Annotated in this window: 18 protein-coding genes; 9 read left to right on the top strand and 9 right to left on the bottom strand. The window is 67.8% G+C overall.

Translation table 11 applies throughout. The features are described 5' to 3' along the window. The 9 genes from ACFV15_RS07725 to ACFV15_RS07685 form a co-directional block, all read right to left on the bottom strand. Positions 1–608: DUF6444 domain-containing protein (locus ACFV15_RS07725; protein WP_378349404.1), on the bottom strand; the 608-nt coding region annotated here is incomplete at its 3' end. A 141-nt stretch (positions 609–749) separates the two neighbouring features. Then, complete coding sequence (locus tag ACFV15_RS07720) at positions 750–2,144, bottom strand: amino acid permease (RefSeq protein ID WP_378349403.1); 1,395 nt, start codon at positions 2,142–2,144, stop codon at positions 750–752. A gap of 94 nt (positions 2,145–2,238) precedes the next feature. Continuing rightward, positions 2,239–2,745, bottom strand: coding sequence for a hypothetical protein (locus ACFV15_RS07715; RefSeq protein ID WP_378349402.1), 507 nt, complete (start codon positions 2,743–2,745; stop codon positions 2,239–2,241). Then, the gene (locus tag ACFV15_RS07710; RefSeq protein WP_378349401.1) at positions 2,742–4,973 is read right to left on the bottom strand and encodes a hypothetical protein; all 2,232 of its coding nucleotides are present in this window, start codon (positions 4,971–4,973) and stop codon (positions 2,742–2,744) included. Before ACFV15_RS07710 ends, ACFV15_RS07715 begins: the two co-directional genes overlap by 4 nt. 608 nt (positions 4,974–5,581) lie before the next feature. Continuing rightward, a complete protein-coding gene (locus ACFV15_RS07705) occupies positions 5,582–8,914 on the bottom strand; it encodes a S8 family serine peptidase (RefSeq protein ID WP_378349400.1) in 3,333 nt (1,110 codons plus the stop codon). Positions 8,915–8,937: 23 nt separating this feature from the next. Then, positions 8,938–9,540 carry a hypothetical protein gene (locus ACFV15_RS07700; RefSeq protein WP_378349399.1) on the bottom strand — a complete coding sequence of 201 codons (603 nt, stop codon included), beginning with the start codon at positions 9,538–9,540 and terminating at the stop codon, positions 8,938–8,940. Positions 9,541–10,117: 577 nt separating this feature from the next. After that, entirely contained in the window at positions 10,118–10,903 is a 786-nt protein-coding gene (locus ACFV15_RS07695) for an ABC transporter ATP-binding protein (RefSeq protein WP_378349398.1), read from the bottom strand. Further along, a complete protein-coding gene (locus ACFV15_RS07690) occupies positions 10,900–11,955 on the bottom strand; it encodes a FecCD family ABC transporter permease (protein ID WP_378349397.1) in 1,056 nt (351 codons plus the stop codon). Before ACFV15_RS07690 ends, ACFV15_RS07695 begins: the two co-directional genes overlap by 4 nt. Then, on the bottom strand, positions 11,933–13,009 hold the full coding sequence (locus ACFV15_RS07685) for an ABC transporter substrate-binding protein (RefSeq protein WP_378349396.1): 1,077 nt from the start codon (positions 13,007–13,009) through the stop codon (positions 11,933–11,935). Before ACFV15_RS07685 ends, ACFV15_RS07690 begins: the two co-directional genes overlap by 23 nt. Positions 13,010–13,229: 220 nt before the next feature. On the opposite strand from ACFV15_RS07685, the gene ACFV15_RS07680 reads away from it, so the two are divergent. Genes ACFV15_RS07680 through ACFV15_RS07640 form a run of 9 tightly spaced genes read left to right on the top strand, consistent with a single transcriptional unit; the run spans position 13,230 to position 24,134 of the window. Beyond that, entirely contained in the window at positions 13,230–13,961 is a 732-nt protein-coding gene (locus ACFV15_RS07680) for an RlpA-like double-psi beta-barrel domain-containing protein (protein WP_378349395.1), read from the top strand. A 46-nt stretch (positions 13,962–14,007) separates the two neighbouring features. Next, entirely contained in the window at positions 14,008–15,054 is a 1,047-nt protein-coding gene (locus tag ACFV15_RS07675) for a beta-ketoacyl-ACP synthase III (RefSeq protein ID WP_378349394.1), read from the top strand. A gap of 14 nt (positions 15,055–15,068) precedes the next feature. Beyond that, entirely contained in the window at positions 15,069–15,302 is a 234-nt protein-coding gene (locus tag ACFV15_RS07670) for an acyl carrier protein (protein WP_378349393.1), read from the top strand. A 30-nt stretch (positions 15,303–15,332) separates the two neighbouring features. Beyond that, positions 15,333–16,187 carry a TauD/TfdA dioxygenase family protein gene (locus ACFV15_RS07665; protein WP_378349392.1) on the top strand — a complete coding sequence of 285 codons (855 nt, stop codon included), beginning with the start codon at positions 15,333–15,335 and terminating at the stop codon, positions 16,185–16,187. Continuing rightward, positions 16,184–16,678: an FcoT family thioesterase gene (locus tag ACFV15_RS07660; protein ID WP_378349391.1), complete on the top strand. Its 495-nt coding sequence runs from the start codon at positions 16,184–16,186 to the stop codon at positions 16,676–16,678. Before ACFV15_RS07665 ends, ACFV15_RS07660 begins: the two co-directional genes overlap by 4 nt. Before the next feature lie 5 nt (positions 16,679–16,683). After that, on the top strand, positions 16,684–18,255 hold the full coding sequence (locus ACFV15_RS07655) for a long-chain-fatty-acid--CoA ligase (protein ID WP_378349390.1): 1,572 nt from the start codon (positions 16,684–16,686) through the stop codon (positions 18,253–18,255). 11 nt (positions 18,256–18,266) lie between these two features. Next, positions 18,267–18,488, top strand: coding sequence for a phosphopantetheine-binding protein (locus ACFV15_RS07650; RefSeq protein ID WP_378349389.1), 222 nt, complete (start codon positions 18,267–18,269; stop codon positions 18,486–18,488). Beyond that, the gene (locus tag ACFV15_RS07645; protein ID WP_378349388.1) at positions 18,481–22,740 is read left to right on the top strand and encodes an amino acid adenylation domain-containing protein; all 4,260 of its coding nucleotides are present in this window, start codon (positions 18,481–18,483) and stop codon (positions 22,738–22,740) included. The genes ACFV15_RS07650 and ACFV15_RS07645 overlap by 8 nt, the downstream gene beginning before the upstream one ends. Beyond that, positions 22,737–24,134, top strand: coding sequence for an MFS transporter (locus ACFV15_RS07640; RefSeq protein ID WP_378349387.1), 1,398 nt, complete (start codon positions 22,737–22,739; stop codon positions 24,132–24,134). The genes ACFV15_RS07645 and ACFV15_RS07640 overlap by 4 nt, the downstream gene beginning before the upstream one ends. Positions 24,135–24,331: the final 197 nt, after the last annotated feature.

The following is a 24,331-nucleotide window of genomic DNA, read 5'->3' as shown; positions in this document are numbered from 1 at the left end:
ACCCAGCCGGTGGACACCGCCATGCCCACCACCTCGGCCAGCAGTTCCGCGGCGCGGGAGATCGGGATGTGCTGATAGGTCAGCAGATACGCCGCCAGCGCGGTGACATTCGGCCCATAACACGCCGGAGCGGTCGCTTCGGCTGGAGCGACCGCGGTGGTCAGCACCCCGCACCGGCAGCGTCGCTGATGCATCCGATGCTCGGTCACCACCGGCACGATCTCGGGCAGATCGTGCACCTGACGGCGCACCACACCCACATTCGGCCGGCGCCGCAACCCGGTCCCGCAGCCCGAACACGCCGACGGAACATGGTCGACAACCGTGTCGGGGTCGTCGACCAGCTTCAGGCTCGCGCCCGCCGAACCGGGTTGTTTGCCTTGCCCACGGCCGGATTTACCGCGCAGCGACTTCGGCGCCGGCTTGACATACACGTCCTGGGACGGAGGTTTCGACGAGTTGCGCGAGTTCGTCTTCAACTGCCGTTCCAGCTCCGAAACCCGCTCGGTCAGCCGCTCGACCTCACCCCGCAACACCGCGATCGTCGCGGCCTGGGACACGACCAGAGCGGCAAGATCGTCATACGACGGACGCCCATCCCCAGCCACGCGGTGATCATCGCAGCACCATGACCACCACGCGACAGGGACCTGACTAGTTACCCGTTGGCAACACTCACGACGCCAGCGGCGGGGCAACGCCGCGTTTGGCTTTCCCCCTCAATAAGGCCGTGCCGTTCGATCAATTCGCTACTTACTCCGGCTCGGCGAAGTTTGCGAGCGGCGCTGCCGGACGACGCCGATCGCGATCACCACGACCGCGAGGCCCAGGCTCGCCAGCGCCTGTGGCCTGCCGGAGTCGTCCAGCACCATGCCGACGATCAGCAGCACCATCGCCACAATGGCTACCCAGGTCAGGTACGGGAACGCCCACATCTTCAACACGAGGCGCTCCGGGCTCTCCCGCTCGAGCTGGCGTCGCATGCGCAGCTGCGCACACGCGATCGCCAGCCAGACGAACAGCGCGATCGCCCCCGACGTGTTGAGCATCAACGAGAAAACCTCGTCCGGCACGACGAAGTTCAGCGCGACGGTCAAGAATCCGACCACAGTGGACGCCAGCACCGCGATCTGCGGAACACCCGCCTTCGAGATCTTCCTCCACGACTTCGGCGCGTCACCCCTCCCGGACAGCGAAAACGCCATCCGCGACGCGCTGTACAGGCCCGAGTTCAGGCAGGACAACACAGCCGTCAGCACCACGGCGTCCATGATCGTGCCTGCCGCGGGCAGCCCGATCTTGTCGAGCACCGCCACGTACGGGCTCTTGCTGACGCTGGCGTCGTCGTATGGCAGCAGGGTCACCACGATCGCGATCGAACCGACATAGAAGATCAGGATCCGCCACAGCACCGAGCGAACCGCCTTGCGCACGGTGTTCACCGGGTCAGCGGTCTCCGTGGCGGCGACGGAAGCGATCTCGGCGCCGAAGTAGGAGAACACGACCACGAACGAGGCAGCGATCACCGGGCCAAGACCATGGGGCGCGAACCCGCCGTTCCCGGTGAGGTTCGTCAGGCCAGGCGAGGGCGTCCCGGGGAACAGCCCGACGATCACAGCGATACCGAGCAGGAGGAACACCGTGATCGCAGCGACCTTGATGGCCGCGAACCAGAACTCGAACTCACCATACGACTTGACCGAGAACAGGTTCGTCAAGGTCAACGCGACCATCAGGATCAGCGCCCATGCCCATTGCGGAACACCCGGGATCCACCGATGCACGATCACCGCGCCCGCCGTCGCCTCGACGCCGATCGTCACAACCCAGAACCACCAGTAGAGCCAGCCCACCGAAAATCCGGCCCACCGGCCGAAGGTCCGCTCCGCGTACACCGAGAACGAGCCCGTCTGCGGATCGGCGGTCGACATCTCACCGAGCATGCGCATGACGAGCACAACGAGCATGCCGGTCGTCACATAGGTGATCAGGACAGCGGGACCGGCTGCCTTGATGGCCTGCCCCGAACCGACGAACAAGCCGGCGCCGATCACGCCGCCGATCGCGATCATGGACAGGTGACGTGGGCTCAGCGAGCGGGAAAGTTCCCCGTCCGCCACCGTGTCGATTCGTGTCGCACTCACTCGGTTCCCTTTCCAAGGTCTGCCGCTTCGCACAGCGACGCTAACGATCAGGTACAGGCCTGTCACTGCGCGAAATGCGCAAGGTCGCCGCTTCCTACCAGGTGAAGCCGTCATCGCACTGGACGGCCAACGAACTTCCCTTGGGAAATCGCTGGCGGACTTCTTCCACAGGCGTGATCGAACGGCCGAGGACGCCGTCCCCCCTGTCTTCTTCCACCGGTGGGTGGACAGGCTTTTCGACGCGCTCCCGTGCTTCCAGCTCGGCGAAGTCGACGCCGGGAAGCAGCTCTTCCCCCAGCTCGTCGATCAGCTTACGGACACAGCGCGCACGCCCGTCGCGAATGGTCTCGACCAGCACCTCACCGAACTCGGCAGCCGTCAGCTCGAGGTACTCGACGCCGTCGAACGCTATCCCGACCACCTCACCCCAGCCGTCGAACTCGACGGTGACCAACTCGTCGGCGGACCGAACCGTCGTGGATTCGCCGGACAGAAACCCGGTGACATTCCCCAGCTTGCGGTCTTCCTCTTCCAGAGCGGCCAGTGCCGCCTCGCCGTCATCCTCCGGAATCGGAGTTTCAGTACTCTGGTGCGGCGTCATCGATCACCCCTGCCGATCCTCGGAGCTGACGCGTCGGTATCGCCTTCCTGCCAGTCTTTGTCCTCAGCATGCAGCCAAGTCGTGTGTTCCCGGTCCTCCCGGTGCCTGCCGGCGACACCTGCGCCGCCCATCATCCCCGGCGGGATACCGCCCGCGCCCATCTCCGTTCCAGGCGGGCCACCGGCGGCGCGGTGTGAACCGGGCTGTGCGCCAGGTGGTGCGCCGGGCACCTCGTAGCCCCCTTGCCTCGCCACAGCCGCCGCTTCCGCGGCCAGACCGGCCGGATTCCTCGTCACGCCGTCGAGGCCCGGGCCTCCGACAGCACCGCCGATCCTCGGTCCGTGGCCACCGCCACCCGGCACACCGCCCGGCCCGCCGCTGTGTCCACCCGTGCCTGACAAGAAGCCGGCAAGCGACGAGGGCGTCTGTCCTTTTCCTGGCACGTCCCCGCCAGAGAGCAGCCCGTCGATCGCGCGCTGGGCGGTCCGCCTGGCATCTTCGGACATCTGCTGGCGTGCGTCCTGGCCGGTAGCGGACTGCGGTGCGTCCGGCGATCCGCCGTGACCGGGACCGACTTCGCCGCCACTGACCGGAGCCGGGCTCCCGCCGCCGCCCGCCTGCAAGGCGTTGATCGCGTTCTGGACTTGGCGCCGTGCGTCCAGATCACCCTTCGGCTGTGCCGCGTCCGGCCCCTGGCCACCGCCTGCGGACGACTGGGACAGCTGCGACATCGTCGCGGGCAACTTGCCGCCACCGGCCTTGCCCGTGTCACCACCGCCGTTCTGGAGCGCGCTGATCGCGTCACCCGCGGTCTTCTTGGCATCCGCGAGTGCCTTCTCCCGAGCCGGATCCGGGCCATCCTTGCCTCCGGAAGAGGAACCGCCTGCTCCTCCTGCTGAGCAGGAGTCCGCCCCTTTGCTGGGACCGGAACTTCCACTTGCGCCGGCCGAACCCGATGAGCCAGCCGAAGTGCCCTTCTGCAGGTCGCCGATCGCGTCGCTCGCTGCCTTCTTGGCATCCGACAACGCTTTTTCCCTAGCAGGGTCCACAGTGGACGTACCGCTCTTGTCGCCTTTGGCGCCGGCCGGCCCCTCGGCCGAGGTCGTCGGCTGTTTGCCCTTGCCGAGACCATCGGCGGCCCCGGCGCCCGTGCGGTCACCGCCGGTCAGCCCGTCGATCGCCGTCTCGAGTGCCTTCTTGGCTTCGTCCAGCGCGGCGCGGCGAGTATCGGCGGCCGCCGAACTCCCGGCCTGCGGTGACTTCTTCTTCAGATCATCGATCGCCCGGCCTGCCGCGGCACGCGCATCCTCCAAAGCCTTCTGCCGAGCGGGATCCTCGGCCGGTTGCCCGCTTGTCGTAGCCGGTGTGCCCGCACCTTTGCCCGCACCGGCACCGGCACCCGTACCCCCGCCCTGGCCGCCACCTTTCCCGGTACCTCCGCCAGCACTCCCGCCAGCACCAGTGCCCATACCCGCCCCGGCACCGCTACCCCCACCGGCGCCCGCACCTGTACCTCCACCAGCGCCCTCGCCTGTACCTGTACTTCCGCCGGTGCCACCGGTGCCCTCGCCGTCACCTCCGCCAGCCGCGCCCGCACTGGCAGTCTCGCTGCCGCCAGCACCCCCACCTGTGCCCTCGCCGGCCCCGCCCGTGGTGGCACTTTCGCCGCCACCTGCACCCTCGCCGCCACCAGCACCAGCGTCCGAGTTCCCGCCCGCCGCATCAGTGCCGGTACTCCCACCCGCGCCGGCGCCCGCATCGGCGCCCTCGTCTTCGGCGGTGCCCGTACCGGAATCCGCGCCACCACTCGCGTTCTCATCGGTGCCGTGGTCGCCCTGGCCGCCGTCCTGCGCAGGTTCGGTGGCCTGCCCCTGACCGCCCGCCTGCCCGCCTGCCTGGCCCTGTCCCCCGTTCCCGGCCCCTCCGGAGGTATCGGGCGCCCGCATCGTGCTCGCGTCGAAAGCGGCGAGACTGCCCCCGTTGCTCTCGTATGACGCGCCGAGATCCAGGAGCGCACGCCTCAGAGCCGGCAGGACTACCGTGTCGAGGTCCTTCTTCCGGCTTTTCGCCATCAGCGCGTTGCCGTCGACCTCGATGCCCAGTTTCGTCCCCGCCGCCACCAGCTTGGCGACGTCCCCGGCCCGCTTGGTCATCCGGGCGTCGGACTCGGCTTCGATCTCGGCCACCCGTGCCTGGAAGGCGGCGATCGACTCCCCGATCGCCCTCATCGCCTGCGGGTAGCCCGATATCGCCTGGGTGACCGCCTGGCTTCTCTTCAGGACCGTGTTGGTGGCGTAAGCTTGGAAGCTGTCGCCGGCCGCGCCCTGAAGCGATTGCTCCAGGCTTCCCGAGTCACTGGACAAACCCTGCTGAAATCGGTTCATACTGTCGAGTGCGGACTGGAACTTGCTGCCAAGTTGGTTCCAGGTTTCCGCGGTGCCAGGGCTCAGTGCCGCACCGGCGATGCTTTTGAATTGCTCGATACTGCTGATTTGCTCGACATTCATAGTCGGAGCAGCGCCAGCCCGTGAACCAGGAGCGATTTCCGGCTTCCCAGGGGCGGTCATATCGATTTGCCCTCGCTATTTCGAGTTCCAGCAGAGGTTGATAAGACTTCACTATTAGAGTGCGCCGAAGAACGCCTGTCTAGTGCGGAGGCTTAAACCCCGGAAGATCCCTCATGAACGATGAAGCCACGGACAAGGCGGGGCCTGGGCCCCACGGCGAAGTCGGCCGTCCATATCTCTTATTGTCGCTTTTGCGAGATTTTGGCTCTGCCGGTTGCAAAAGTGACATTCGTACGTTCAGCTGGCCGACTTCCCGACCTTCTCGTGGGTCAGGTCGTGCCCCGGTTCACGGTGGGTGCCGGATCGGCACCCACCGCGAGTGCCCGGCCGCCGGCGGCGTTGTGGTGCGCGAGCACCAGCAGCCCCAGTGCGCCGTCCTTGGTGAGCGAATCCGCGTCGCGGTTGACGACCAGAGCCGTTCCGGGTTTCGCGACATAGCCGAGCGCCACGTCTCCCCCACCCTGCGCCCAATAGCCCGGCGCGAGCGGGTCGAACGAGATCGGTGCCCCTGCCGAATCAATCGTCCCGTCCTCCGCGCCCGGCGCGGGGTAGTAGCCAACGACACCCACTGTGTAGCTGATCCGGTGCGAGGCCGCGTTCGGGTCGATACCCAGCGCGGTGAGCCTCACCGGCAACAGCACGACGTTTGTGTCGAAGACGTTGGTGTCGACGTCGCCGAGCTGCCCGTTGATCGCCTCGACGTCCACAACCTTGTTGTCGGCCGCCAGTGACACCGTGGTCGCCAGCAGCACGTCGGACGACTTCGCCTTGTTCACAAAGGTCTCGAAATCGGGCTTCCCGTCACCGGTGGTGTCGATGTCCACGAACGGGATCGTGTTACTGCCGAGGTTCGCCCAGTCGCTCCAGGTCGACAGGCCGAAGGCAAGCCTCGCGTCTTGCGGAGAACCCTGCACCTTCGCCAGTGGTGCGGTCGTCGCCGCCCCGATATAGCGGAGATCACCGCTCTGCGCGGTGCGGTTCAGTGTGCAGCCGGAAACGGTGCCCGTACCGCACGCGGGCAGCCGCGGGGATTCCGCCTGCAGTTCCAGCACGCTGACGAGCGAGCGATAGCGCTGTGCACCGCTACCCTGGTCGATTCCCTTGCCGGAGAGGTTCAACACCGCTTGGTCCGTCGCATCGAACTTCACCGCGTCCGGCGTGGTGATCGCCGAAACCGGCTTGGGCGCCGCATAGACCGAGACCCGCAGTGGCACGCTCGCGCCGCTCCGCGGGGTGAACGCGACCCTGCCGGACGCGTCGGCGACGAACTGCCTGGCCACGCCTGCCTGGATGGGAGCCACCGTCGGGTCCATGATCTTGCGCAACGCCTGCGGGTCGGTGATCTTCAGCGTCACCTTCACCGTGGCGATGCCGCGCGGGTTCAGGCGCACCGACGGCGGGTCCACAATGTACTCGACACCGGGAAGCCTGTTCACCGCCTGATAGGCCACCGTGTACTCGACCGGCGTGACGCCCTTGTTGACCAGCTTGATCGTCTTGCTCAAGCTCACCGGTCCGCCTGCTTCGACCGTGCCGAAGTTGACGCTCACCACACCAGGATCGTCGACCACGTAGGCGAGCACCTGGTTGTCCAGCGCCGCTTTGGCGTCGATCCGGCCGCTGCCGACACGCTGTGGCGCGTAAGTGTGGCCGGTATGGTCGGTAATGTCGTGCACGGCCGTGCCGATCAGCGCCGCCTTCACCTCCTCGACCGTCCAGTCGGGATGCGCCTGGCGCACCAGCGCGGCGATGCCCGAGGTGTGCGGGGTGGCCATCGAAGTCCCGGAGAAGGAAGCCCTGCCGTCACCGCTGCCCCGCAGCGCCGAAACGATCGTCTCGCCGGGTGCGGAGAGATCCGGTTTGAGTGCGGGGCCACGCACTCCGCGCGAAGTGAACGCGCTGGCACCGTCCACAATCGACTCATCGGTAGTCGGCACCGATGCCCGGCCCGCACCCCAGAGCCGTACCTGGAGAGTGCCGTCCGCCAGCGCCTGCCGCAACCGCGTCACCGTGGAACCGGCGAACTGGAACATCGGCAGTGTGGCAGTGCCCGCGATCGCGACGGCGAAGTGGTCTGACGTGGCCGAAAGCACCGCACCCTTGGCACCGGCCGACTCGGCGTTGGCGGCCCGCACGGCCGAACCACAGGGCCGGGTCGCGTCGTTTTCGTCCCACTCCAGCCAGACGAACTTGCCGGTCACCCTCGTCTTGTCCTCCGCGGAGTACGCGGTGCACCCCGCGCTGTTGGCCACCGACAGCGGAACGACCGGCGCGGTCGAATCCAGCGTGTCGTACCCGGTGTAGGCCTGGCTGTACTGGCCGACGTGGCTGCCCGTGACCGTGGCAGGGGCGGTCACCTCGGCCACGTCACCCAGATCCCCGGCGTCGACGCTGCTGGCCACCGCCAGTCCTTCCGGTGTGTTACCAGGGGCGGCGGCGACGTCGTAGAGATCGCCCGCATTGCCCTGCGCGATCACCGGGAGCACGTTGTTCGCGGCGAGCTTGCGCACGAACAGGGAATCCGGGTCGTCCGGTGCGGCGAAGTCGGAGCCGAGCGAGAGGTTGACGATGTCCAGGTGGTCGGTGAAGTCACCGTCACCGTCGGGGTCCAGCGCCCAGTCCATCGCCTGCGCTGTGAGCTTGGTGCTACCGGTGCAGCCGAAGACCTTGATCGCGTAGAGCAGCGACTTCGGCGCCGTGCCGGGACCGATCTTCATCGCGTTGAGACTCGCTGCGTCCAGCTTCCGATAGTCGCCGGTGAACGTGGTGCCGTCGGCATTGACGCCGAACCCACCAGCGGTCCCTGCCACGTGTGTGCCGTGCTCACCGCAGGCAAGCGGGTTCGCGTCGGGCTTCGGAGCGGTTGGCGGCTTCGCACCGTAGTCATCGCCTGCGAGGTCGACGCCACCGACGACCTTGGCGTTGGGGAACAGCGCTGTCGGCTTGGTCCGGTCGATGCTCTGGTACGCCGCCGCCGTGCCTGGCCCACCGAAGTCGGCATGGGTGTAGTCGATGCCATCGTCGATGATGCCGATCCGGACGCCGTCGCCGAACTTACCGGTCTGCTGCCACGACACGAGGGTGTTGGTCAGCTGAGCCGCACTGGCGTTGCTGCGGATCTTGGGGACGACCGTCCGGATCGAGACGACATCCGGGCGCTTGGCTAGGTCGCGCAGCTTGGCCGCGTCGGCGTTCACGGTCACCCCGGCGACGGCATTCGCCGTCCGGGTGAGCACCGTCGTTCCGCGGTCGGCGGCCTCGAGCTGGCCGATGACGGAGTTCACGGTGTCAGCGGTGTCGACCTTGGCCGCGCGTGCAGCCTGCTTGGCCTTCTCCTTGCCGGATCCCTTGCCTTGCTCCGCGGTGAACACGTCCACCGCCGGCTTTTTGGCCAGTTCGATGAACGCGTCGACCCGCCCTCGCGCGTGGCCGAGCCGCGGCGACAGTTTCCCCGCGAACCCGGCGGCGTCGATACTCGACGGGTGGACACCGGGCGCGAGCGGAACATCGACGGCTGACGCCGCGGTGCCGCCGAGCGCTGTGACCACCATCGCCGCCACCACCGTGGCGCCGGTGCGCGGAAACAGACGTGACCTGTGCATGCTCGTCCCCTTGCTCAAAGGTGCTATACCGCCTCGGGCCTGCCGACACAATCAATGGTCGGCCACCGGCTCGGACCTCGAGATCGGCTCGCGGTTCGGAGTCCGCGCCCCGGTTCGTGAACCCGCTGCGGCAGGACGGCCGCGTCGCGGCCGAACAGATCCAGTTCCGCCCACACGACCCGTTCCCACGATGTCGGGTAGGCGCCCCACTTCCGCGCGAGTCCGTTGACGACCGCGAGGTCCCTGGGCACGGAGGTGGACACTTCGGGCAGCTGGAGGTGAACCGCCTCGACCAGGAGGTGCCGGTCGTAGCCGACCAGGTTCACCGCGATCGGATTGAGCAGCCCGACCTCCGACAAGTCGTCCGTGCCGGGGCCGGTCACGTCGACGGCCAGCGCGACCAGCTCGGCCGTGATGCTGACCATCTCGGGTTCGACGAACACGGCGCCCCAGCGGCGGAGCGTGCTCGCGACGAACAATCGGGCGACAGTGACGGCGCTGGGCAGGGCGACCAGGTCGATCGACGCTTCGAACCGAGGCCGAGGACGCACCGGAGGCCGCTGGAACGGCGGCGGCACTTCCGGGCCGGGAGGATCGTCGCGAAGTTCGTGACGCGCGGCGGTCATGGCCGCCACCTGTCGCGGTCGTGACCGCGCGGCGGCAGGCAGGCCGCGAAAGCCGAGGCGGGTACGATCCGGGAAGTGCGCTTCATCAGCGGTTCTCCTTTACTCAAGCTCTCCTGGGCTGAGGAGCCACTTTCCGAAATCGTTCGCCAGTGGCCTCGAAGTTGAACTTCACGCTAATGGCGGTGCGGCGAAATCATGGAATTTTCCTATGCCGTGCCCGCCTTTTCCGCGTGTCGCGGAGGCCACTCCCGGCGTCATTTCAATGTCCACAGAGGACTCTAAGGCAGCATGGCTCCACGCGCACCTCGCCGGGCCGACCAACCGGAGAGGCCAGGGCGCGTCTGGCGGAGATTTCCGCGAAACGCGGAATCGGCGATCGGGGTGTTTGTCACGGTCCGGATGATGAGCGCGGCGTTCGTGTGATTGGTGAGTGGGTTTTGAGGCGTTGAACGACCTGTTACCCACTCACCAGGGAGCGAGAGGTGGACAAGGGCGCCCTTGTCACCCAGAGCGTTGCAAGGGCGCCCCTCGTCACGTGCCTAGTTCCGCGAAACGCGGACTCGAGTCCCTGTTTCGCTCACACCTCGGCCACCGAGGGCGCACGGCCTGCCGTCACGAAGTGCGGCCGCCCGGTCAGCGGATGCGGCACCACCGCGCTGCGCACCCCGAAGACCTCGGCGACCCGGTCCGCCACCAGCACCTCGGCTGGGGTTCCGGTCGCGATCACGCGGCCTGCCCGCAGCAACGCCAGGCGGTCGCAGTAGGTGGTGGCGTGGTCGAGGTCGTGCAGTGCCGCGATCGTGGTGAGGCCCAGTTCCCTGACCAGGTCGAGCAGTTCGTGCTGCGCGCCGATGTCCAGGTGGTTCGTCGGCTCGTCCAGCAGCAGGACCGGGGCTTCCTGGGTGAGTGCCCTGGCCAGCAGCACGCGCTGGCGCTCGCCTCCGGAGAGTGTCGCGAACACGCGGTGTGCCGCCCAGGTCATGGCGACCCTGGCCAGCGCGTCCTCGACGATCGACCGGTCCGACTCGGTCTCCCTGTCGAGGATGCCTTTGTGCGGGGTCCTGCCCATGGCGACGATCTCGAGCACGGAGTAGTCGTTGTCCAGGTCGTGGTCCTGAGCGACGACGGCGGTCCGAAGGCCAGCCTGGCGCGCGCTCGTCCGCCACACGTCGTCCGGTCCGATGTGGATGGTGCCGGTGTTCGGCTTGAGCGCGCGGTAGACGCAGCGCAGCAGGGTGCTCTTGCCGGAGCCGTTCGGGCCGATGACACCGGTGATCTCCCCCGGCTCCGCGACCAGGTCGACGCCGTCGAGGATGGTGGTGTCGTCGATGCGCACCGACACCTCGCCGATGACGACCTTCATCGCAGTACCTTCTTCCGTTTCCTCAGCAGTACCAGGAAGAACGGTGCGCCCAGTGCCGCGGTGAAGATGCCGATCGGCATCTCGTTCGGCCGGTCGGCCGTCCTGGTGACCAGGTCGACCAGCACCAGGAACACCGCTCCCCCCAGCACCGAGACTCCGAAGACCTTGCGGTGATCGGGCCCGACCACCAGCCGCACCGCGTGCGGGACGATCAGGCCGACGAAACCGATGCCGCCCGCGACACTGACCACCGTCGCGGTCAGCAGGGACGCGGCGACCAGCAGCAGGATCCGCAGCCGGTGCACGTCGACACCCAGCCCGGCCGCGGTGTCGTCGCCGACCGACAACGCGTTCATCGACCGGCTCTGGGTGAACAGCCAGCACACGGCGACCGCGATCGCCGCCGCCGGCACTCCGAGATCGGCCCACGAGGCACCGGAAACCGAGCCGAGCAGCCAGAACATGACGCCGCGCAGTTCGGTGGGCGCGGCCTGCAACTGGATGAAGCTCGTGATGGCAGTACCCAGATAGGCGACCGCGACGCCGGCCAGCACCAGGCTGCCGCCGACGAGACGGCCGCCGCGCTGAGCCATCGCGAACACGATCACGAGGCTGATCAGCGAGCCGGCGAACGCCGCGCCCGCCACCCCCAGCCCGGCCAGCACCGCGCCACCGGTGGTCATGGCGATGACCGCGCCCAGCGACGCGCCTGCCGAGACCCCGAACAGGTAGGGGTCGGCCAATGGGTTGCGCACCAACGTCTGCAGGCAGACGCCCGCCAGGCTCAGCCCACTGCCCGCGAGCGCCGCGAGCAGCACCCGGGGCGTCCGGAACTCCCACACGATCTGGTCGGTGAGCGCGTCGACGCCCGCCGTGTCCCCGCTCAGGTGCGCCCAGATCACCGTGAACACCCGGCCGACCGGCACGTCCACCGTGCCGACGCCGACCGCGAAGCCGACCGACACGACCAGCGCGACGCCCAGCCCCACCATCAGTAGCGCGAACCCGGCGCCGGAGACCAGGTGCGGGCTAGTTCTTGCCGTGCGCGGCATCGGCGACCTTCTCGACAGCGACCGTGTTGAGCGGCCCCAGGTAGAAGCCGTCCGAGACCGAGGTGAACTTCTTGGTCTTCGACGCCTGCCACTGAGGGAACTTGCGGAACAGATCATCGGCGAGCCGCTCGGCGTTCTCATTCGGCTGGAAGAGGCCGATCACCAGCACGTCCACTGTGGCCGATGCCAGCGCCTCGGCGTTGATCTCCGCGAGTTCGGCGGTGCTCTTGCCGGCGAACGGGTTGGTCCCGCCCGCGCGGGTGATGATGTCGTCGTAGATGCCGCCGCCGAACACCGCGGGCAGCCCGTTGCTGTTCATCGCCGACATTCCCGGGTACGCGACCAACACGTTCTTCTGCGGTTTTCCCGCGACGCGCTTCGCGATCGCGTCGATCTTCTGCCGAGCCTGGTTCACGTAGTCGGCGGCGCGCTGCTGCACGTCGAAGATCTGTCCCAGCTGCAGCAGTAGCTCGAACGAGGACTCGATCGACTGGCCCTTCAGCCGTTCCTGGTCCTCGGGACGGGCGGCGGGATCCCCGAACGCGCAGTTGACCGGCGTGACGAAACTGCGTACCCCGGCCGTGTCGAGCTGGTCCCTGGTGACCGAGCCGATCTTCTCGTCGAATCCGCCCGCCCAGGTCGAGACGACCAGGTCGGGCTTGAGCGCGAGCACCTGTTCCCTGGGCACCTCGAAGTTCTGGTTGACGGTCAGCCCGCCGGTGGGCACCGCCTTCACCTTGGCGGGCATCGCGGGATCGTCGGAGACGCCGTACGACTGGCTGTTGGCCAAGATCTTGTCGCCGATGCCCAGCGTGATGAAGCTCTCTACCTCGGCGACCGAAGTGCCGTTGAGCAATACCACACGGCTCGGCGCCTGGTCGAACGTCAGCTTCCGGCCGCAGTTCTCGATGGTCAGGGGGTACGCCGTCGGTGCGGCTGTCGCGGACACGGGCGCGGGGCGCTTCACGGGCGACGCCGTGGTCGAGGCTGCCTGCCCGCAGGCGGCGGTCAAGGCGGTCGCCGCGAAAAGCGCCGCCAGGCGATAAATGGTCACGGCTCAGTAGTCGCACCAGGTTCCGCATCGGTTCCCGTGGCATGGCGACATGTTTTCGGCGGATGGCCGCCGGTCCGGACAGAATTTTTCGCACTATTCGGAGTGACCCGATCGGCCAAGCGGCCTACGCTCCATCGACCGGGCGGATTAGCGCCCACACCGACCCGACCGCGAGCAACTACCGTGCCTGCAGCGGTCGCTGTGCTTAAGGACGGTTCCCATGGGGACGATCCGCTTCGCCGCTCTCGTGGCCGCAGCGCTGCTGGCTTGTGCGGCACCCGCCGCCTCGGCGGCCGGGCATCCCGCGCACGCGACCTTCTACACCGGCGACGAAGGTGGCGCGTGCGGCTTCGGAAACTGGCAGGCGACTCATCCAGGGGAACTGTCCACAGCGGTCAGCAAAGTGCTGTTCAAGGACGGCGCGAGCTGCGGGACACTTTTGAAGGTCCAGTGCGTGACCAGTTCCTCATGCTTACCGGGAAGTCCGGTGATCACGGTCCGGGTCACCAACTTCTGCCCGCCGAACCCCAGTCTTCCCAGCGACAACGGCGGATGGTGCAACCCGCCACGCGAGCACCTCGACCTCTCCGAGAAGGCCTTCCTCAAGATCGCCCAGCGCAAGGCCGGCATCGTGCCCATCACCTACAGCGAAGCCGATGCGGACGGCCACTCGCCGCTCCGCTTCACCATCAAGGGAAACCCCGACTTCAACCAAGTGCTCGTGGACTCGAATTCACGGTGGAGCACGCAGGCCGTGTGGATCAAGGGCAGCAAGACGGAATGGCTGCCGATGAGCCGCGACTGGGGTATGAACTGGGCATCGGGCAAGGTGCTGACCGGCCAGGCCCTCAGCTTCAAGGTGGTCGACACCCACGGGCGGACGGTGATCCGCGACAACGTCTTCCCCGCGGGCTGGAAATTCGGTCAAACCGCCACCGCGGCGGGATTCTGATCGAATTCCGGGGAACTGCCACCAGCAGGCATCCGACTTCATGGTCATGCGAGAGAAGATCGAGGCGGACGGCGGCGACCGAAGGCGGCGCGCCGTGCTCTGCGGGGTCGGCGGATACCTTCCGCCCACAGTGGTGACCAACGACGAACTGGCCGTACGGCTGGACACATCGGACGAATGGATCCGAAGCCGCACCGGAATACGGACCAGGCACGTGGTCGAACCGGGCGTGGCGACGTCGGATCTGGCCGTACCGGCTGGTGCGGAAGCGTTGCGGTCAGCGGGTGTCGACCTCGGCGGGCACCGGCCCGTCGATATGGTGATAGTGGCGACGTCCACTCCGGACCACCACTGTCCCGCCACCGCGCCCGCCGTCGCGAGCAGGCTCGGTTTGCCTGCGGTGCCCGCGTTCGATGTCGCCGCCGTCTGTTCCGGATTCGTCTACGGCCTCGCCTTGGCCGACGGCGTGATCGCGAGCGGCATGGCCGAGCGGGTGCTGCTCATCGGCGCGGACACGTTCTCCACCATCCTCGACAGCACCGACCGCGGTACCGCCGCGGTGTTCGGCGACGGCGCGGGTGCGGTCGTGCTGCGCGCAGGCGAGGCTGACGAACCCGGCGCGCTGCACACCGTCGAATTGGGCAGTGACGGCGCATTGGCCGACCTGATCACAATTCGCGCCGGTGGTTCGCGTCACCCCGGCCGGGACGAGGTGATCGATCAGGCCGACCTCTGGTTCGCCATGCGTGGGCAGGCCGTCTACCGGCACGCCGTGACGCGGATGGCCGATGCGGCGCGGGCGGCGATGGCGCGAGTCGGCTGGGCCCCCGGAGACGTCGACCGCTTTGTCGGCCACCAGGCCAACATCCGCATACTGGACACCGTCGGCGCGGAGCTCGGGGTACCCGCCGAACGGGTCTACACCAATGTTTCCGAGGTCGGCAATACTGTCGCCGCCTCGATTCCGCTGGCGCTGACCGACGCCTACAACGCGGGGGAACTGCGCGCGGGTGACCGGGTCGTGCTGTCCGCCTTCGGCGGCGGTGCGACCTGGGGTGCCGCCGCGCTCACGTGGCCCGACCTCAAGAACTGAAAGGATTAGCGGCCATGGACAATGTGCACACTTTCGTCAGCCAATTCGTCAGAGACCTCGACACGAGCGAAGACCGGCTGGTGCCGACGTCGGCGACCTTCGATGAACTGGGCATCGACTCATTGAGTATGGTCGATCTGCTCTTCAAGGTGGAGCGCGCGTTCAGTGTGTCGATTCCCGACGAGGCGCTGCCACAGATCTCGACCGTCGGTGACCTGCTGGGTTACGTCACCAACTCCACATCATAAGGAAAACCACCACCAAGTAAGGAAAATGCCGTGAGGATCTCGCCGCAGGACGGCATGGGCGTCACAGTCGAGGGTTTCGACTCCACTTCGGACAATGACGTGCGCGCACTCAAGGAAGCCGTCTACCGTGACAAGATCGTTGTGCTCAAGGGGCAAGACCTAGACCCACGAGGATTTCTCGCGCTGGGCGCGAGATTGGGCACCCCGCAGGCCTACTACGAGCCGATCTACCACCACCCCGAGGTCAAGGAGGTTTTTGTTTCGTCCAATGTGGACGACGGCGAGAGACGGGTCGGTGTCCCGAAGACGGGGAAGTTCTGGCACTCGGACTACCAGTTCATGCCGCGCCCCTTCGACATCACACTCATCTATCCGCAGGTCGTGCCGTCGAAGAACCGCGGCACCTTCTTCATCGACCTGTGCAAGGCCTACGAGAACCTCGACGAGGACCTCAAGCTCGCGGTGAAGGGCACCACCGCCTGGCACAGTGTGCGCCGCTACTTCAAGATCCGGCCGTCCGACGTCTACCGGCCGCTTTCGGAGATCATCGCGGAGGTCGACGCCAAGACGCCGCCGGTCGCGCTGCCGACCGCGCACGCGCATCGGCACACCGACGAGACGATCCTCTATCTCAGCGAGGGTTTCACCCAGTCGATCACCGACGCCGACGGCCGCGAACAGCCTGAGCTGCTCCACGAGCTACTGGCCGCCACCGGGCAGACCGACACGACTTTCGAGCACCCGGCGATCCACCTGCAGACCTTCGACAAGGGCGACATGCTGGTGTGGGACAACCGAAGCCTGGTCCACCGCGCGCTGCACACCGCCTCCGACGAGCCGTCGGTCTCACACCGGGTCACTGTCTACGATGGACTCGAAGCTTGAACACCGATCTTCTCACCGGCGTTCTGCGGTGTTACAAACCGCATTGCCGCTACCTGACCTCGGCCAAGGTCGAAGTCGACGGTGAAATCGTTCGCGGCACGGGAACCATGCGAATCCCAGAGTCGTGCTACATCGACGAGACCGGCCATCTCAACTCCGTCGAGGTCGGGATCTGCTACAACCAGCTGCTCTACCACGTGATCGCGACCTCGGTGCGCGACCGCGTCGGGCCGGTCTTCTCGAACTGGTCGATGGACGATTTCTGGCGCCGTCAGCTGCCCGACATCCTGATCGCGAAGTTCAGCAGCGCATTCCACCGGCCGATCGATCCTCGCTCGTTCCAGTGCGAGCTCACCATCGAGCGGACCGCCCAGCGCAGGCTCCAGCCCGGCGCCGACCCGCTGATCTCGCTGGAGACCTCTTTTCGTTGCTGGGACGACAACGGCGGCGCCTGCTCGGGCGCCGCGCGCGTCGCGATCGTGGGGAGCTGACTGTCATGTACCCCCCTGAACTCATGTACCACCCTGAACTGCGAACCGTCGCACACGTGACCGAGCGCCACGCCGGCCTTCAGCCCGAGGTGCCCGCCGTCATCTGCGCTGGCGAAAGTCTCAGCTACGCCGAACTTCACGCGCACAGCAACCGGATCGCGCACGCGTTGCGCGCGGCGGGAGCGGGCCAAGGCGACAGAATCGCCTACCTGGGCTTGGAATCGGTGCACTATTACGCGACCTTCTTCGCCTGCGCGAAGATCGGCGCCGTGCTGGTACCGGTCAACTTCCGGCTCACCGCGCCGGAGGTCGAGCACATCCTGCGCGACTCCGGCAGCGTGCTGCTCATCGTCGATGCCGATCTGCGTACCGTCATCGACAAGGTCGCCGTCGAACTGCCCGCGCTGGTCGTCCGCGGCGCGGGGCCCGATGATTTCGCCGAGTGGACCGTCGGCCTGCCCGATGACGATCTTCCAGCGGTGACCGGACCGGACGACGCGGTGGTGCAGCTTTACACCAGCGGCACCACCGGCCTGCCCAAGGGCGTCGTGCTGGCCCAGCGCAGCTTCTTCGCCATCCGCGACTCGCTCGCCGAAGCCGGCCTCGACTGGATCGACTGGCACGCGGGCGATCGCAGCCTGATCGGCATCCCCGGTTTCCACGTCGGCGGGATCTGGTGGGCCATGCAAGGCTTCGCCGCCGGGATCACGAACGTGGCGATGCCCCGCTTCGACAGCACCGGCGCGGTGCGGCTCATCGCGGAATTGGGTGTGACGACCGCCTGCGTCGTACCGTCCATGCTGCGCCTGCTACTCACCGAACCGGCCGCTGACAAGGCCACGTTCGCGTCGATCCGCAAGATCGTCTACGGTGGCTCGCCGATTTCCGAAGCGCTGCTGCAGGAGTCGTTGCCGGTCTTCGACTGCGACTTCGCACAGATCTACGGACTCACCGAGACCGGCAACACCGCCGTCTGCCTGCCGCCCACCGACCATGTCGCGGGCAGTCCCCGGCTGCGCGCCGCCGGCAGGCCGTACCCAGCGGTGGAGATCAAGGTGATCGACGACGCGGGAACCCCGGTGCCCGACGGCGAGATCGGCGAGGTGTGCCTGCGCACACCGGCGCGCATGCTGGAGTACTGGGGAATGCCCGAAGCCACAACGTCCACTTTGGTCGATGGCTGGATCCACACCGGCGACGCGGGCAGGCTCGACGAGGACGGTTACGTCTACATCAGCGACCGGCTCAAGGACATGATCATCGTCGCCGGGGAGAACATCTACCCGGCTGAGATCGAGAACGTGCTGGCCAAGCATCCGGCCGTGGCCGATGTCGCCGTCATCGGCGTGCCGGACGACAAGTTCGGCGAGGCGGTCCACGCGTTCGTGGCGAAACGACCGGGTGCCGAAGTCCGGCCGCGGGACCTGCTGCTGTTCAGCCGGGAACGCATCGCAGGCTTCAAGATCCCGTCCAAGTTCGAGTTCATCGACGCGATCCCCCGCAACCCCAGCGGGAAGGTACTGCGCCGTGAGCTGCGGCAACGGTTCTGGTCCGAGCGCGACCGCCAAGTCAACTGAAGGAGGACACCATGTTCAGCATCGACGCTGTGCGCGCCGACATCGCTGAGCGCCTTTTCCTGGAGCCGCAGGAGGTTTCGGACACGGCGAACCTGTTCGACGAAGGTCTCGACTCGGTCGGCCTGCTCGGCCTGGTCGAGCAGTGGCGCGAGCAGGGCGCCCAAGTCAGCTTCGCCGACCTGGCCGAGCGGCCGACGCTGCGTGCCTGGTGGGATGTGCTGTCCAGTGCCTGAAGAGGCTTCGTGGCCGTTGACGGCCGCGCAATACGGGATCTGGGTCGGGCAGCAACTCGACCCGGCCTCACCCGCGTACAACACCGCCGAGTACGTCGAGATCACCGGCCCCGTCGACGCGGTTCTGCTGGGACGGGCCATCCGGCGCGCCGTCGCGGAGACCGAAGCGCTCTCGGTCCGGTTCGTCGAGTACGACGACGGCCCAAGGCAGGTGGCGGGCTCGCCGGAGTGGGACGTGCACGTCGCCGATCTTTCCGCTGAACCCGATCCGCTGAGCGCGGCACAGGAGTGGATGGCGCAGGACGTCGCCCGGCCGGTCGCGTTGGACACCGACGTGCTGTTCCAGCACGCCGTGCTCCGGCTCAGCGAGCGGAAATTGTGGTGGTATCACCGAGTTCACCACATTCTGCTCGATGGCTACGGCTTGTCACTGGTGGCTCGCCGGGTGGCTCAGGTGTACACGGCGCTGGCGCGCGGTGACGTGCCGCCGGACCATGAGTTCGGGACGCTTCAGTCCGTTGTGGACTTCGACGCCGAATACGACGGCAGGCGCGACGCCGAGTTCTGGGCGGAATACCACCGTGATCGGCCCGCTCCGGTGACCTTGGCCGGCCGGTCAGCGCCGCTGGCCAGGAACGTTCTGCGCGGGACCGCGGACCTCGACCGGTCGACGAGCGACCTGCTGCGCACGGTCGCCAAGTCCGCCAAGGCGAACTGGACCGAGGTGCTGGTCGCGGCGATCTCCGGCTACCTGCACCGGATGACCGGAGCGCCGCAGGTCTCGCTCGCGGTGCCGGTCATGCTGCGGACCGGTTCCCCGGCTCTGCGGGTGCCGTGCATGGTGCTCAACGTCGTGCAGTTGTTCACCGACTTCTCCGGTGACCCCGATCTGACGGCCGTGACCGGGCAGGTCGCCACCCACCTGCGGCGCAGCAGGCGGCACCACCGGTACCGCTACGAACAGCTCCGCCGGGACCTCGGGCTGGTCGGTTCCGGACGTAAGCTGTTCGGCCCGTCGGCCAACATCATGCCGTTCGACTACGGCCTGCTGTTCGACGGAAACCCCAGTGTGGTGCGGAATGTGTCCGCGGGACTGGTCGAGGACCTCGCCGTGAACGTCTACGACCGTGCCGACGGCGAAGGCCTGCGCATCGCGCTCGACGGCAATCCGAACCTCTACAGCGCCGACGACCTCGAACGCCATGCCCACCGCTTCCGGGCCTTCCTGCGCCGGTCGCTCGACGCGCCAGGTGCCCCGATCGGCTCGGTGGAACTTCTGCTCGATGACGAGCGCGAGCAGTTGCTCGGGACCTGGAACGCGACGGAGCGGACCTGGCCGCACGGCACCGTTGTCGACCTGCTCGATGAGCGGGCAGCGGCGACTCCGGACCTCCGAGCCCTGGTTTCCAGCGATGGCGTCTTCAGCTATGCCGAGTTCGACCGGCGGGTGAACCAGCTGGCCCGGTTGCTCAGCGCGCGCGGCGCGGGGCCGGGCGCGGTCGTCATGCTCCTGCTCCCCCGTACCAGCGACGCCATCGTCGCGTTGTTCGCCGTGCTGAAAACCGGGGCCGCGTATCTGCCTGCCGACCCCGGCCATCCCGCTCGCCGGATCGCTTTCCTCGTCTCCGATGCCCGGCCCCGTCTGGTCGTCACCACGACCGCGCTCGCCGCGGGCGTGCCGGACACCGCTCTTGTCATGCTGGATGACAGCGCGACTCAGCAGGTGCTCGCCAAGCAGTCCGGCACCGCCCTCGAGCCACGACCGGCGCCGGAAGATCCGTTGTGCCTGATCTACACCTCCGGTTCGACCGGGCAGCCGAAGGGCGCGGTGATCACCCACCGGGCCATGGCGAATCTCTATCACCACCACCGCACCGAGATGATCGAGCCCGCGAGCGACGGCAGGCTCCGCGCGGCGCTGACGGCGTCCTTGTCGTTCGACACCTCGTGGGAAGGCCTGCTGTGGCTGCTCGCCGGCCATGAACTCCACTTCATCGACGATGACGTGCGCCGCGAACCCGCCGAGTTCCTCCGGTACGTCACCACGAACCGCATCGATTTCCTCGACATCACGCCCACCTACGCCGACGAGCTGCTGACCGCGGGCTTGCTGGCGCCGGACGCGCACCGCCCGGCCGTGATCGCGCTGGGCGGCGAAGCCGCGGGCCCCGCCTTGTGGTCTGTGCTGCGGGATGCGAAGGGCATCACCGCGTACAACCTCTACGGCCCCACCGAATGTACGGTCGACACGGTGTCGGCGCGGCTGGCGGACAGCCCGACGCCGGTGATCGGCAAGCCCATCGCCAATGCGCGATGCCACGTACTCGACAGCGCGATGCGGCTGCTGCCACCGGGTGCCGTCGGAGAGCTCTATCTAGCAGGCACGCCACTCGCGCTGGGGTATCACGACCGGCCGGACCTGACCGCGGAGTCCTTTGTGGATGATCCGTTCGAGTCCGGGTCCCTGCTTTACCGCACCGGCGATCTCGCACGCTGGCGGCCCGACGGGGTGCTGGAGTACCACGGCCGCGCCGACGAGCAGGTCAAGATCCGGGGGTTCCGCATCGAGCCCGGCGAGGTCGAGGCCGCGTTGTCCGCACATCCCGCCGTCAGCCAGGTAGCGGTGCTCGCCCGCGATGACCGGCTCGTGGCTTACGTGGTACCCGCCGGTCCCGCGCCCGAGCCCGCGGAACTGCGCCGCCATGTCGCCGACCGGCTGCCGGACTACCTGGTCCCGCCGGTGTACGTCATGCTCGATCGGCTACCGGCGACGACCAACGGCAAGCTGGACCGCGCGGCACTGCCCAGTCCGCTGATCACACCTGACATCGCAGGTCGCCAACCCGGCACCGAGCAGGAGAGCGCGCTGTGCGCGCTGTTCGCTGAGACGCTCGGCGTGCCGGCTGTCGGTGTCGACGACGACTTCTTCGCGCTAGGCGGGCATTCGCTGCTGGTGGCGCGGCTGCTCGTCGGCATCCGGTCCCGTCTCGGCGTCCGGCTGAGCATCCGAGACGTGTTCGAAGCGCCGACCGTGTCCACGCTGGCCGCGCGCCTGAACTCCGACGGCCCGGTCCACCCGTGGGCAGGCACGGACTTGGCTGCCGAGGTCGCGCTCGATTCGGCATTCACCGTGAATGGGCTCTTGGACCCCGTCGACGAGCTCGGCGGTATCCTGCTCACCGGCGCCACCGGATTCCTGGGCGCGTTCCTGCTGCGCGCACTACTCGACGGCACGAATGCCTATGTGTACTGCCTGACTCGCGCGAAGGACGATTTCGAGGCGCACGACCGCGTCTTCGAGGCAATGCACCGTTACGGAATCCCCGTGCACGGCCTGAATCGCGTTGTGCCCGTTCCCGGTGACCTCGCACTCCCCTCGCTCGGCCTGCCCGAGCCGACGTTCCAGGCACTGGCCGGAACCGTGCACGCGGTGGTGCACAACGGCGCCAGGGTCAATCATCTGGAGCCATACTCCCGGCTGCGTGCCGCGAACGTCGGCGGCACCGCGGAGGTGCTGCGCCTGGCGACGACCTACCGGGTGAAACCGGTCCACTTCGTGTCCACATGCGACACAGCGGTGTCCATTGACGACAACCCCGAGCTGGTTGACGAGAGCAGGCGAGCGCGGCCAGAGTTTCTGTACCCCAACGGATACATCGCGAGCAAGTGGGTGGCCGAGGGTCTGGTGCTGGCCGCGGGCGAGCGCGGGCTGCCGGTCGCCGTGTACCGGCCCAGTCGCGTCGGCGGGCACTCGCGGAGCGGAGCTGGCAACTCCGCCGACGCGCTGTGGAACCTGGTCCGCGCCATGCTCGTGCTCGGCGCGGCCCCGGAGCGGGCGCTCGGGTACGCCGACGTCGTGCCCGCCGACCAGGTCGCCGAAGCCATCGTCCACCTGTTGACCCGCGGCCGGACCGGCGTGACCTACCACCTGACCAGCCCCGGCCCATTTCCGGTAGCGGCTGTGCTCGACCGCCTGCGCGACCGCGGCCACCACTTCGCGAGCCTCACCCGCGAGCAGTGGGTGCACGCACTCAACGAAACCGGCGACGACATCTTGGCGCTGGCCGCGACCCACCTGCCCTCGGCTTCGGACGCGGGCGCACCGGTCGCCTTCGGGCGGGACAACACCCTTATCGGGCTGGCGGACTCGCCGGTCTCGTTCCCGCCGATCGACGGTCCAGTACTCGACGCCTACCTCGATCACTTCGCCGACACCGGATTCTTCCCTGCGCCCTCGGAAATGCGGTCATGACCGATCAACAACTCGACTCCCCCACCGGCATCCGCGCCCGGTTCGGCCTGGCGGCGATACTGGCCGCCACGTTCATGGGCCAGGTCGACGGTTTCATCGTCACCGTCGCCGCGCCATCGGTCCAGCGAGACCTGCCCGCGAGCTTCGGCCAGATCCAGCTGATCGGCGCGAGCTATGTGCTCGCCTGCGCCGCGGGCCTGGCCACCGGCGGCAGGCTCGGCGACCGGTACGGCAGGCGCCGCGTCTTCCTGGCGGGCATCGCCGTGTTCACGGTGGCCTCGTTGCTCTGCGGCGTCGCGCCGAACGCCGAGGTGCTCATCGCGATGCGCTTTGTGCAGGGTGCCGCGGCCGCGGCACTCGTCCCGCAGGAACTCGCGCTGATCCGGAGCATTTTCCTTGACGAAACCCGGCTCACCAGGGCGATCAGCCTTTACGGCGTCGTGCTCGGGCTGGGTGTCATCTGCGGGCTCGCGGGCGGCGGCTTCCTGGTCCATTGGAACCCGGGCGGCCTCGGCTGGCGGGCGGTCTTCCTCATCAACGTGCCGATCGGCCTGCTGATCCTGCTGCTGGGCCGCACCATCACCGAAAGCAGGTCCAGCCGAGCGCCGGGTCTCGACCTCGCCGGCGCCGGGCTGACCGCGGTCGGTCTCCCCGCGCTCCTGCTGCCGCTCGTTCTCGGTGGCGATGGCCTGATCTGGGCCTCTCCTGTGGTTGCGGTGGCGGCAATCCTGGCTCTGGTCGTCCAGCAACGCCGGGTCACCGAGCCGCTCTACCCCCGTCGCGTGCTCGCCGCACCCGGCATGGTCGCCGGACTAGCGGCGATCACGACATTCTTCGCGGGCAACGCCGGGCTGTTCCTGGTGTTCACCTACTACGTGCAGACCGGTCTCGGCCGCGAACCGCTGACGGCAGGCTTGATGTTCGTGCCGCTCGGCATCGCCTTCGCCGCCGGGTCCGCGCTCAGCGGAAAACTCGTCGCTCGTTTCGGGCAGCGGTTGCCGATCATGGGTTGCGTGTTCCTGGCGGCGGCGCTGCTCGCGCACCTTGCCGTGGTGCAGGCGCCGCCCCCGGCCCAGACCGTGCTACTCGGGATCGCGATCGGCGTGGTCGGTCTCGCCGAAGGCCTGGTCGTCTCCCCGCTCATCGCCGGGATCTTCAACCAGGTCTCCCCCGACGACGCGGGCGCGACTTCCGGCATCGCGGCCACCGTCACACAGTTCGCACTCGCCGCGGGTTACACCACGGTCGGTTTCTGCTACCGCCAGGTGCTCGGCGTCACCCCCGGCGCGCAGACCACGTTCACCGAACACGTGCGCGCGTACTCGGTCACGCTCGCCCTGCTGGTCGGCTTGGCGCTGGCGACCGCGTTGCTGTGTGCGAGGCGGACGGACTGATACCTGAATAGCTGCACACGGGACTGACGAGACAGAAGTGACTGCTGTGCACCCATTCGCGTCCACCTGCCCGCGGACCGCCAGCGCTGGGGTAACTCCGCTCCGTGAGCTGCAGCAGGGTTTCCCGCGCGCACCGGTACTCACGATCTGAGCCGCGCCCGAAGCCGAAGCGAGGGGCCCCCGGGTGCTTCCTTCAC

It is taken from the genome of Amycolatopsis sp. NPDC059657, from assembly GCF_042734395.1.
Lineage (GTDB): Bacteria > Actinomycetota > Actinomycetes > Mycobacteriales > Pseudonocardiaceae > Amycolatopsis.
This window is presented reverse-complemented; position numbering and strand designations above follow the sequence as displayed.